The sequence below is a fragment of the Arenibaculum sp. genome (assembly GCF_035998295.1).
Classification (GTDB): Bacteria; Pseudomonadota; Alphaproteobacteria; order Azospirillales; family Azospirillaceae; genus DASYHS01.
Genome location: NZ_DASYHS010000069.1, coordinates 1 through 10104 on the forward strand (window position 1 = coordinate 1; position 10104 = coordinate 10104).

Genomic DNA, 10104 nt, shown 5'->3' on the forward strand with positions numbered 1-10104 from the left:
TCACCGAAGACGTTCCGCGTGAAACCATCCGGGCGCACTACAAAAGATGCGTCAAAATGTCGCGGGATGCGCGGCGCCGGTATCACGCCTCTGGGACGCAAAAGAGCCCGCCGAGTGCTACCCCGGCGGGCTCCTGCAGGACCGATACGGCCGACGCGGTTACATGACGGCCGCGGCGCCGATCGCGATCACGGGCAGCAGCCACCACCACCCATTCCCCCCCTCGGCCGAGGCAAGCACCACGCCGCCCCCGCCCTCGCCGCCCATGGCAGGTATGGCCGGCTTGCGGCCCGGGATCGGCGCCGGGTCGAAGGCCGATCGGTTGATCGTGTGGACGTCGCCAGCGACCACGGTAGGCGGTAGCGGCTTGCGGCCAGGGATTGGCACGTGCGGCAGCCCGGCCGCTGGGTTCGTGGACGGCACCGGCCGCGTGATGCCGGGCACGGGCGCGTCCTGGCCGGGCGCCTGGACGGCCGTGAAGACCCAGCCGCCGACGGTGACGCGCGCCGTGCTGTTGACCTGCACGCCGGCGAGATTGTAGGCCGCGCCGTTCTGGTCGACGAACAGGGGCGTGTTCGGATTGCTGAAGCTGACCCGATCGGCGCCTTGAACGCGGCCGTACCGGCTCATTTGGGCAACGGCCGCGCGGAACAGCTCCGCGCGGCCGCTGGGAGTGGCGCCGGCCCAGAGGGTCGACACTACCGCCGCCTCCGCTTCCGCCCGGCCTTCCGCACGCCGCTCTTGGTCAGGCGGTAGCCCTTCTTCAGCCGCCCTTTACTGTCCCGGCCCTTCGCCATCGATCACCTCCTTCCGTACGAACCGGCCCCGGGCATCGCGCACCGGAGCCTCGGGAGCCGGCTCCAGGGTTTCGACATCCGTGCTCGAGGCGGCATGTCGAATTGCCCGGATGCCCGGCCGCTGATGCCGGCGCGTCGCCATCAGCCGGCGGTGCGCGTCGTCGGCGCGAACATCGCCAGCAGGCCGGCGACGATCATCGGCAGCGCCGTGCTGGCATCGGCGCCGCCGGCCGCCCACTGCACGGCCGCGGTGACGGCCGTGCCGATGCCGGCGGCCGTCGACCGCTCGGCCAGGCGCCCACTCAGGTACTTCATCGTTGCCCCTCCATCTGTCTGAGACGCGTCTCGTGATCGCTCACGGTCCGCGCGATATGGCGCAGCTCCTGCCGCAGCAGCAGCAGCCCGGCGGCGATCGCCCAGGGGCCGAGCTGCGCCAGATCGGGCACCCCTTCGAACATCACAGCACCTTGTACTGTTTGAGCAGCAGGAAGCCGCCGATCGCGAGCACGGCCAGGACAGCCCATTGCTCGCGCGTCGGGCGGCCGAAGTCATCGGGTAGGCCGAACACCCACATCAGAGCACCCGCGCCTTGTGGAGCGCGTAAAGCCCGAGCGCCGCGGCGGCGGCGAGCTTCAGCGCGCCGTTGCCGGCCTGGTCGGCGCCCTCGCCGGCCTCGCGCGCCGAGCTGGAGAGCACCTTCACCCCGACCAGGCCGGCAACGACCCACAGAACCGGGTGCATCACGCGACCCCGCGGTAGAACTCGTGCGCGCCGATCGACGCCGTCTTGATCGCGCCGGCCTTCCACCCGGGCGACACGGCCCGGGTGTGATAGTGCGTGGCCCCGCCGGTCCGGTCCGGCAGCTTGCCGGCGACGGCGAGCCGCGCGATCTCCAGAGCCAGCGAGAACGCCTGATCGGTCGAGTTGACCCGGCGCAGCTTGACGGCGTTCGGGTCGCCGGGGTTCCAGGCCGAGAACTGCCAGGGCTTGAGGCAGACCTCGGTGACGGAATTTCCCCACCAGTAGCCGCCTCGGGCCTTCGAGAAGGCCACGCGGTTCACGACCACGTTGGCAACTGCCTCCATCCCCACCCTGCCCTCGCCCCGCGCCTCGCCCCACATCGTTCGGGCGAGCGTATCGACCTCGTCCGTCGCGGTGCCAACCGTCGCGTCCAGCGCCATGTGACCAACCTCCCATCTGTACCAATAGAGCGCCGCGAGGCCGCCGATCAGCACGACCGGCCAGAACGCGTCACGCATTGAGTTCCTCCCATGCGCACAGACAGTCGATCGTCACGTCTGGCGTCTGCGCAGTCACAACCACCGCAATTCCGGGATAGAGCAGCAGCGGGGCGGACAGAACCAAGTTGATCTCGCTCGCTGCCATCTCGGGGCTGGCGATGATGTTGGCGATTGGTGTCGGCGCCGCTGCCCTTTCCCACCGGATCACCCCCACGCCTTCCGGCCCGGAGAGCGCAACGTTCTGCCCGCGCCGCACCAAGTTCGGAAGGGCAATATCATAGTTGCCGAACAGCACCGTCGTATTGCCGGGCGACGACACCCACAACGAGCGCACGACGAGCACCCGACCGGAACCACCGGGGTTCTGAAGTTGGATAGCCGAATATTGGCCGGTATTCGCGGCGACACGATACCCCGCCATGAAGGCGCGGCCTTCGAACGCCCGCTTGTCCAGAAGATTTGAAACCTGCGACATTGCTTCACCCTGTGATCACGGCCACTGCGACAACCGCGTCAGCGGTGTGGAGATTGTAGGCGAATACATCGCCGGTTACGGCCATGCGCCACGTCTCGCCGGGTTGAAGCTCGACCCCTTCGACCGCCGACGCCGCCGCGTCCCCGATGCGGATTTCCCGGGCATTCTGCGACCGATTTTGCACGATGATCTCGCGCCGCTTGGTGTCCCCGGCCGCCAGCAAAGCCACCCCCTCCGCCGGCACACTGATGTCAGGCCCGGTCACCAGATGCGGCGCAGCACCCACGGGGATCGCGTCCGCGAAACTTGCTCTGCTGTCCAGCACGCGGCCATAAGCCGTGGCGAGCTGCACGGTGATCGCCGTCGATCCCGGATTGTAGATGCGGAGACGCGAGAAGGATCGCGCGTCGGGCAGCTCGAACCCAAGCCCCTTGGTGAATTCGGCCAGGGGATCGTCATCCAGGCCGATCAGGAATATTCCCGTCGCGTCGAGGCAACGGACATAATTCCCGCTTGTCGCCAACTCGATTTCGACATCGGCCGAGATCACCTGCGTATAGGTCGCGTAGCGGCTCACTTCAGCACCCCCATTGCCTTAACCGCGAAGTAACTGATGCCGAGAAGGGCCGCCCACTTCACGGTGTCTTGATACGTCCGCTCCTCCGTAGACTTGATCGCGCCGCTGACGAAGTCGAACGCGCTTTCCTGGTTCTGCCGGATCATGTCGAGTGCTTCGGAACCGAAGCCAAACGCCGTCTCACCGAATTCGAAGGCTCGATCCAGCACAGTGGCATTCCCTTCGATCGCCTTCGCCCCCAGGTCGAGCGCGCTTTTGGCCGTGCTCTCCTGAGCCTTCACGCTCTCGCGCACCGCCTCGCCCATCGCGTCCAGGCTGGCAGAGACGGCGCCGTGATCGGTGGCCGTGTACCAAGTCTGCGTCGTCGGGCTGTACGTCGCGCCATGGCTGTGAGCGATCACCACCGATCCTTCGGCGGCACCGATACGATTGTCGTACTGGTTCGTCTCATTGTGCGTGGTCGCGCTGCTGCTGCTCCGGCCGCCACCCATTACACGGGTCTCCTCAGGACGGTTTCCCACGGCGCGAAGCCGATCGACTGCATCAGGCGCACGCGGGTGTCGCGGCAGTGCGCCCGGATATGCTGCGCGTCGACCGATCGCGCCAAATCGTCCAGCAGCGGCAGGTATCGCCGCAGCATGCCGGCGCGGCCGGCGACGGCCGCCACGACCAAGTCCCGCTCGCCCGCACAGGCTTCGACGCGCACCGCGAGGGTTCCTTCCCGTCCGCCATCAGCGGTCGGGGCAAGCAGGATCATGTTGCGCGCATCGACCTCGGCCCGCATGGCGTCCAGCAGCTCGCCACGCATCCACACACGGGCGAGGTCCTGTTCCGCCCGGGCGTCCCAGCCGATCCGCACGAAGGTGAGTTCCGTCATTTCCGCGCCGCCATCACAAGGGCCAGCAGGCCGAGCCCGAGGGCCGCATAGAGCAGCAGGTCACCGCCACCGGCCGCCCCGCCACCGACCGGCCCGACTGACGGACTGGCGGAGCTGGACGCGCCGGAGCCGACCGCGAAGGGGGAGGCCATCCACGACGATTGCGCGCCGTCCGATCCGGCCCCACTCGGGCCGGCGTGCCCCCCGTTCAGGTTTATGGGCGGCATACCCGTACCGCCCATGAAGCCCCCGCCCAAGAGCGCGTCCATCACTCCCCCACCCCCTCCCGGCCCGGGCAAGCTCCCGGTGGCGTTGTACGCCACCGCGTCCCGGAGCTGCGCGGGCCGGTATCTCTGGTCGTTGCCGTAGTAGCTCACGGCGTCACCGCCGGAGCGCGAAGACCAGGCCGACACCGGCCGCCGCGAGCAGCACCGGCATCAGCCATTCCGGCCGGGCCGACGACGTCGGCCAGCCCTGCACCGACCCGGCCTGTCCCTGCGGGGGCCAGTACGGATCGTAGTAGGGCGGCGCGGTCTGCGCCTGTGCGGCCTTGTAGCCGAAGAAGCTATCAAGCCCGCGATCGACGCTATCGAGGATGCGCCCCAGATCCATGGCCCCGCCCTCCCTGGATCAGCGCGCCGGGATGCCGAGCGGCGCGGCGAGCGTGCACATCACCATCGGGACCGTGCCCGCGGCCGACATGTTGAGCTTGAACCGGACGTCGGACGCGCCCGCCAGCGGCACGCGATCGTCGTAGCGGTCGAGCCACGTGGGTTCGTAGTGCACGACGTTGGCCTGCGGCACTCGGCCGGTCCACTTCATGCTCGCGTTGAGGGTTGCGAGCGGCGCATCGACGATCCGGTTGCCGTCGATCAGCAGCTCCAGGCCGGTGATGTTCGCGCTGAAGAAATGGATGCTCGCGAGGTCACCGTTGGACCTGGGGAGGGTCGACAGCTCGAACACGCCGCCGGCCGACGCCGCGCTGTTGATCGTCATCATCTGCATGATGGGACCGAGCGGCAGGCTGGTCTGGTTGATCCAGGCCGACGCTTCCAGCGTCACCGCACCGGCGCCGGCCGCGATGTCGACCTCGACGGTGAGGGTATCGACGTCGCGCGTGCCCCAGGCCAACGCTTCCTCGTAGTTCGGCGTCCTGGCGGTCGGCCACGCGAGGAAGATCGGGAGAACCCCGGCGTCGATCGTGAAGCCCATGTACTTCAGGATCGTGATGAGGTGGGCGGCCGAAATGTCGATGCGCGCCACGCCGTTGACCTTGATCCTGATGCGCGTCAGGTCGGTCGCCATCTGCGCTTCAGTCGCCGCGACCCCGGCCTTGCGGTAGTCCAGCATGAACTGCCTGTAGGTCGGGCCGCGCGGCACCGTGACGTTGGCCGTCTGCCCCGCCGCGACGGCGGAAAACGACGGCAGCTTGAGAGGGAGATGGAGCATGTCGTTCCTCTGTCTCGACGGGGCAGGCCGTCAGCCGGTGTAGTCGAAGCCCTGATGGGACTGGTTCAGGAAACTGATGTCCCGACCCCAGTTCAGGATCAGCCCCGCGACGATCACGCCCGCCGCGCAGAGCGCCACGGTTTTCAGGTCACCCTTCACTCGATCACTCCTTGTTGAGCATCGGCGCCACGAGGTGGTGGTAGATCACCATCGAAGCGACGGTGATCGCGACCCCCATGACTATGGCCTTTGCAGTGTTGCCCATGGTCCGTTCCCGCACCCATTGCGGTTGTGACAGGACAGGAGCTGATAATGCAGACGGGCACCTGTCAACGGCGCCCGTCCTTTACAAAATTTGTATAGGGGGATTTGTATAGAGCCGATTTCTACCGGCGCGCCGGGTTCCGTGTCTTCTCAACCACACCGCCGGCATAGTGGAGCGCGTTGTGCGGCTCCAGAGCCTTTAGATCCGGCAGCCATTGCCGGCCGATCAGCTTCGCGGCCTCGTCGTAGTCGGCCGCCGAGCGCAGGGGGAAGAAGTAGTCCTCCGTCGTATTGCCGCGGAAGGTCGGCGTCACCTCGGCCATGCGCTGTGAGGCGCCGATCAGCTCTATGCCGTAGTGCCGGCCTCGGCTGCATAGCGCATTGAAGGAGGAGCGCGGCCGGCGGGTGTTCGGCGCGGACGCCGCCAGCTCGTCGACCATCAGCGTGACGTGCCGATCGTCCCGCCCCTGCTGGTATGGCTCCTGGACATCGCCGAGGAGCCGCGCCAGGCCGTCCAGAGCGTCGACCGGGTCGACCGATCGCGACGGCACGAACCGGATGCCGAAACGGCCGCGCCAGTTCCGGTCGATCGCCGCCAGGACGTCGCCCATGCTCGCGGCGCCGATCGGCGCGACGTCGCTGTACTCGTCCAGCGGATCGAACACGACGACGCGCACCCGATCGCGCAGCAGCAGCTTTGCCCGGGTGCTCTTGCCGGAAAGCGTCCGGCCCCATATGCCGATGTGGTGCGGATCGCGCCTCATCCGACCACCAATTGCAGCTCCGGGCCGCGGGGCGCGGCCGGAGCCCGGAAGAACTCTCCCATCTCGGCCGGCGGCTCCGGGGCCGGGGCGGGCTCCGCGATCGTCTCCGGCGCCGGCTTGCGCGTGGCCTTGGCAGCGGCCACAGCCTTGCGCTTCGTCGCGATCTCACCACGCACAGCGGCCGTGACCGGCAGGGCATAGAGCGCGATCGCCGCGGCCCGTTCGGCCCATTTCCCGCCCGGGCGCGCGAGGAAATGGAGGCTGGGCGTCTCCGCGATGATCTCGTAGATCGCGCGGGCCGCCGGCTCGGCCTCCGGCCGGTCGGGCGCGGACTGGAGCGATTGGAGCCCGAGGAACAGCCCGGGGAGCTGATGGGCCGTCTTGAACATCGGGGACCACATGTCGAAGGGCAGCAGCCCCTCGGCCGTCAGCTCCGGCACCGGCACCGCGGGCGGCGCCTCGGGCTCGGCCGAACCGGCATCGAGCACCGCTTCCGGCTCGAACGCACGGACGCCGCGCGCCAGCGGCCCGTCAGAAATCGAGCCAGGGGAGGACCCGGGCTCGTTCGGGATTTCCAGCGCCGGCCGGCTCGGGTCGGGTTGCCGGGTCGGCGCCTCCGTCGTCAGGTACTCTCTCGCCATCGTTCTGCCTCGTGTTGTTGTGAGCCTCGTACTCCGCGAGCAGCCGGTCAGATTCCGCGCGCCCGAGATAGCCGCGGAAGCCACATCCCCCCTGCCCTTTGCCGTTCCGGCAGATCAGGTACCCCTTGCTCCGGCCGGTGAGCTGCACCACGACGTCTTGCCCGCACCGCGGGCAGGGTTCACGCGCGATCGCGTGGCCCTTGGGGTACTTCGGCTCCGGCCGCGCCATCAGCCCCTCGCCTCGATCGCGCGCAGGCGCTGGTCGACGTCGAAGAGCAGTTTCGACAGCTCGCGGCCGAGACGGTCGATTTCCGGCTTCACGTTCAGCACCCCAGCCGCGCGCACGCGGTCAAGCTGCTGTTGAAACGGCTCGATCCATGCCCGGGTGTCCGGGTGATCCATCCTGTCCTCCATGTCCGTAGGTTGCCCATTCGCGGCGAGTGGCCGCGTCCCGTGGGTGCTCCGGCGGCGGCCCGTCCGGATCGATCCCGTAGCGTCTGAGGAACGCCAGCGCATCGAGCCAGAGGTTTCGCCGTTCCAGCGCCTCAAGGAAGCGCGTGTGCAGCCGGCGGCGGAACAGAGCGTCGGCAACGTGCCGCTGGAGCCGGCCGGCAAGGGGTGCGGCCTCCTCGTGCTCCGCAGCCGTCTCGGCAATCACCTCGTCCGAGACGTCGACGATCCCATAGCGTTGTTTCAGACCGCCGGACCATGTGAGTTGGCGCGCGCCCTTGAAGGCAGCCGCATACTCTCGGAACAGCATGATGGACCGGCGGTCGCCGGCCGCGATGTCCGTCAGGATCTGCCAGGGGGACCGGCCCCCCTTCCGACCGAGCTTGGCATGGCCCTTCGTGACCTCGCGGTCCGCGCCCCATTTCGCGACGTAGTCGCCTGCATCGTCGGAGGATCGAGCCTCCTCGAAGCGCCAGACGGCCGGGTTGCACTCCCCATAGCCGAGTTTCCGGATGATCCGGGCCCATTGCTCGAACAGGAAGACGCCGAAGGCGTCGACCTCGTCCGGATCGGCGTCCGCACCGAAGAAGAACAGCACGTGGAGATGTGGATGCCAGCCATGGTCCCCGTGGGTGACCTCCAGCGCGCGGACGGTGCCCACCAGATCAGCCTTGACCTTCGCGGCCTTCCACCGCTTCCCGCCCTGCATGCGCCGCCAGGAGCCCGCGATTAGGCCGCGCAACTCCTGTGCCGTCATCCGCCGATCGTGGGGCGCCGTGAACGCGGCCATGTAGACCCGGCCGCCGGCCGCAAGGTGCGCCTCGATCGCCTGCGCGACCTCCTGACGCCGGCCTTCGGTGACCTTGGCCGCGCACACCGGGCACATCCACACGGACCCGCACGTCATCACGCCGCCGAAGGCCGCCCCGCGGTCGCTGATGCGCACGTCGACGTAGGCGCCTGTCGGGCACCAGCCGCACCGCGCGACCCGCTCTTTCGGCACCGCGCGGCGGGCAGCGTCCCGGAGGCGGAAGCGGGCTTCCCGGATGGCGGCCCGGTCTGGACGCGCCCCAGGTGAAACTCTATTCGCCATATGACAAGGGGCGCCCATCACAGCCTCACGAGCTTGCCGGTTCGGGTGTTGCGCAGCGGGCCAACCGCAAGCTCCCGATCGGCCGCAAGCCGCTCCGCGAGCTGGCGCAGATCCGGCGCATGCTGGGCGGGCACCCAGACGCAGACACGAGAAAGCCCGGCCTCCGCCTTTCGGGCGGCATGCCGGGCAACGCGAGTAGCGGAGGACTTCTTAGCCATGCGCCCCCGCGTTAGCGCTAACGGGGCCTTGGGAGATCCCCTCGCCGGGGGGGCGTCCCTCCGGGATGCGGTGCATCCCGGAGGGGCGCGGGAGGGTTTTGGGGGGAGATGCGTCAACGGGCTTCCACCCACGCTCCGCGGCTTCGCCTTGTGCGCGCGGGTCCCTGCGAAGCCCGTTGACGACTGCGCCGGCCGAGCCCGGCAGACGCTCCCGATGGTCGCTCCCAGGGGCGAGCGTCAATGCCGCTCCTCCCGGTCGAGCAGTTCGCCTTGCGGAGAGAGAAGCGGGCACCACGCAACAGTGGGGGCCGTATCCTTGGGGCCGAAGTAGCGGCTGGCCTTCCGGCACCGACAGGGCTGCCCCATGGGGGTTACGTGATAGTGGGCGCACGTCCAGTTGCAAACGGGGCGCTTCATCGGCGCCGCTCCCAATGTTCGAGGAGCAGCACGGCGCCGTAGCCGACGAAGATGCCGGCGCCGAAAGCCGCGATGTCGAGCAGGACGAACCCCACCGTCATCCCCGCCACGCAGATCCCGGCGAGGATGGCGAGGATTACCAGCTCGGCCGCCGTCATCGGCGCCGCTCCGCGCCCGGCCTGGTCAGCGCCAGGACGTTGGGCGGCCAGTAGACTTCAGGGGGAGGCAGAGCCGGCTTCGGCGGGGGCTCCCGGAAGTACTTGCACGCCGCGGTGCCGTCGAGGATCAAGCCGGGGTTGAACCCCTCCCCCGGCGGGATGCCCTTGACCTCGGCCACCTTGGCGCACCGGCCCTTGGCCAAGAGTGTGAGCGCCGGCCCGAAGTGGTCGCAGCTCCTGCACGTAAGCCCGGCGGGTCCACCGCCGGGCACGTGCGCCGTCATACCGGGCCGCGACATCAGTACGGGACGTCGTCGCTGTCGGCCGGGTGCCCGGCCGGGGGGCCGTCGTAGCCGGTCGAGCCGGTCGAGCCGGTACGGCGGTCGTGCGCGCGGTTGGCCGCGGCCATGCGGCCGGCATCGGGTTTCGCGGCGGGGCGGTTCCACACCAGATCCCAGTTCCCGCCCTCGCGCTCGAAAGCGGCGATGTTGAGCGGCGCCTCGAACGACGGATCGTCCAGCGTCATGGACAGGTAGGCGACGCCGCCGCGGCTCTCGCGCTCCCAGGCCGCGCCCAGGTGGACGCCGTCCATGGTCACGACGTCGAACGCCGGCGCTTCGTCGCTGGTCCGTTCAGCGGTCGGGAAGAGCTGGAATTCGAGGTGGAGCTTGATGGTGCGCAGG

Annotated in this window: 20 protein-coding genes; all 20 read right to left on the reverse strand. The window is 68.9% G+C overall.

Annotated elements, in window-relative coordinates; translation table 11 throughout:
• Nucleotides 1-159: 159 nt before the first annotated feature.
• Nucleotides 160-699 carry a hypothetical protein gene (locus VGO20_RS07550; RefSeq protein ID WP_327501702.1) on the reverse strand — a complete coding sequence of 180 codons (540 nt, stop codon included), beginning with the start codon at nucleotides 697-699 and terminating at the stop codon, nucleotides 160-162.
• A gap of 239 nt (nucleotides 700-938) precedes the next feature.
• The gene (locus tag VGO20_RS07555) at nucleotides 939-1112 is read right to left on the reverse strand and encodes a hypothetical protein (RefSeq protein ID WP_327501703.1); all 174 of its coding nucleotides are present in this window, start codon (nucleotides 1110-1112) and stop codon (nucleotides 939-941) included.
• On the reverse strand, nucleotides 1109-1255 hold the full coding sequence (locus VGO20_RS07560) for a hypothetical protein (RefSeq protein ID WP_327501704.1): 147 nt from the start codon (nucleotides 1253-1255) through the stop codon (nucleotides 1109-1111). The genes VGO20_RS07555 and VGO20_RS07560 overlap by 4 nt, the downstream gene beginning before the upstream one ends.
• 115 nt (nucleotides 1256-1370) lie before the next feature.
• Nucleotides 1371-1538, reverse strand: coding sequence for a hypothetical protein (locus tag VGO20_RS07565; protein ID WP_327501705.1), 168 nt, complete (start codon nucleotides 1536-1538; stop codon nucleotides 1371-1373).
• On the reverse strand, nucleotides 1538-2056 hold the full coding sequence (locus VGO20_RS07570; protein ID WP_327501706.1) for a cell wall hydrolase: 519 nt from the start codon (nucleotides 2054-2056) through the stop codon (nucleotides 1538-1540). Before VGO20_RS07570 ends, VGO20_RS07565 begins: the two co-directional genes overlap by 1 nt.
• The gene (locus tag VGO20_RS07575; protein WP_327501707.1) at nucleotides 2049-2513 is read right to left on the reverse strand and encodes a hypothetical protein; all 465 of its coding nucleotides are present in this window, start codon (nucleotides 2511-2513) and stop codon (nucleotides 2049-2051) included. The genes VGO20_RS07570 and VGO20_RS07575 overlap by 8 nt, the downstream gene beginning before the upstream one ends.
• 4 nt (nucleotides 2514-2517) lie before the next feature.
• Nucleotides 2518-3090, reverse strand: a complete 573-nt coding sequence (locus VGO20_RS07580) for a hypothetical protein (protein ID WP_327501708.1) — start codon at nucleotides 3088-3090, stop codon at nucleotides 2518-2520.
• A complete protein-coding gene (locus VGO20_RS07585) occupies nucleotides 3087-3581 on the reverse strand; it encodes a hypothetical protein (RefSeq protein ID WP_327501709.1) in 495 nt (164 codons plus the stop codon). The genes VGO20_RS07580 and VGO20_RS07585 overlap by 4 nt, the downstream gene beginning before the upstream one ends.
• Nucleotides 3581-3967, reverse strand: a complete 387-nt coding sequence (locus tag VGO20_RS07590; protein ID WP_327501710.1) for a hypothetical protein — start codon at nucleotides 3965-3967, stop codon at nucleotides 3581-3583. The genes VGO20_RS07585 and VGO20_RS07590 overlap by 1 nt, the downstream gene beginning before the upstream one ends.
• Nucleotides 3964-4236 (reverse strand): hypothetical protein, encoded by a 273-nt coding sequence (locus VGO20_RS07595; RefSeq protein ID WP_327501711.1) that lies wholly within the window; start codon nucleotides 4234-4236, stop codon nucleotides 3964-3966. The genes VGO20_RS07590 and VGO20_RS07595 overlap by 4 nt, the downstream gene beginning before the upstream one ends.
• 112 nt (nucleotides 4237-4348) lie before the next feature.
• On the reverse strand, nucleotides 4349-4579 hold the full coding sequence (locus VGO20_RS07600) for a hypothetical protein (RefSeq protein ID WP_327501712.1): 231 nt from the start codon (nucleotides 4577-4579) through the stop codon (nucleotides 4349-4351).
• 18 nt (nucleotides 4580-4597) lie between these two features.
• Nucleotides 4598-5416 (reverse strand): major capsid protein P2, encoded by an 819-nt coding sequence (locus VGO20_RS07605; protein ID WP_327501713.1) that lies wholly within the window; start codon nucleotides 5414-5416, stop codon nucleotides 4598-4600.
• 30 nt (nucleotides 5417-5446) lie between these two features.
• Nucleotides 5447-5575 (reverse strand): hypothetical protein, encoded by a 129-nt coding sequence (locus tag VGO20_RS07610; protein ID WP_327501714.1) that lies wholly within the window; start codon nucleotides 5573-5575, stop codon nucleotides 5447-5449.
• A gap of 227 nt (nucleotides 5576-5802) precedes the next feature.
• Nucleotides 5803-6444 (reverse strand): helicase HerA domain-containing protein, encoded by a 642-nt coding sequence (locus VGO20_RS07615; RefSeq protein WP_327501715.1) that lies wholly within the window; start codon nucleotides 6442-6444, stop codon nucleotides 5803-5805.
• A complete protein-coding gene (locus VGO20_RS07620; protein ID WP_327501716.1) occupies nucleotides 6441-7085 on the reverse strand; it encodes a hypothetical protein in 645 nt (214 codons plus the stop codon). The genes VGO20_RS07615 and VGO20_RS07620 overlap by 4 nt, the downstream gene beginning before the upstream one ends.
• A gap of 349 nt (nucleotides 7086-7434) precedes the next feature.
• Nucleotides 7435-8481 carry a protein rep gene (locus VGO20_RS07625; protein WP_327501717.1) on the reverse strand — a complete coding sequence of 349 codons (1047 nt, stop codon included), beginning with the start codon at nucleotides 8479-8481 and terminating at the stop codon, nucleotides 7435-7437.
• A gap of 164 nt (nucleotides 8482-8645) precedes the next feature.
• Nucleotides 8646-8846 (reverse strand): hypothetical protein, encoded by a 201-nt coding sequence (locus VGO20_RS07630; RefSeq protein ID WP_327501718.1) that lies wholly within the window; start codon nucleotides 8844-8846, stop codon nucleotides 8646-8648.
• Between the two features lie 413 nt (nucleotides 8847-9259).
• Nucleotides 9260-9421, reverse strand: a complete 162-nt coding sequence (locus VGO20_RS07635) for a hypothetical protein (protein ID WP_327501719.1) — start codon at nucleotides 9419-9421, stop codon at nucleotides 9260-9262.
• Entirely contained in the window at nucleotides 9418-9624 is a 207-nt protein-coding gene (locus VGO20_RS07640) for a hypothetical protein (protein WP_327501720.1), read from the reverse strand. Before VGO20_RS07640 ends, VGO20_RS07635 begins: the two co-directional genes overlap by 4 nt.
• Before the next feature lie 95 nt (nucleotides 9625-9719).
• On the reverse strand, nucleotides 9720-10104 hold a 385-nt coding region (locus VGO20_RS07645; protein WP_327501721.1), incomplete at its 5' end, for a DUF736 domain-containing protein.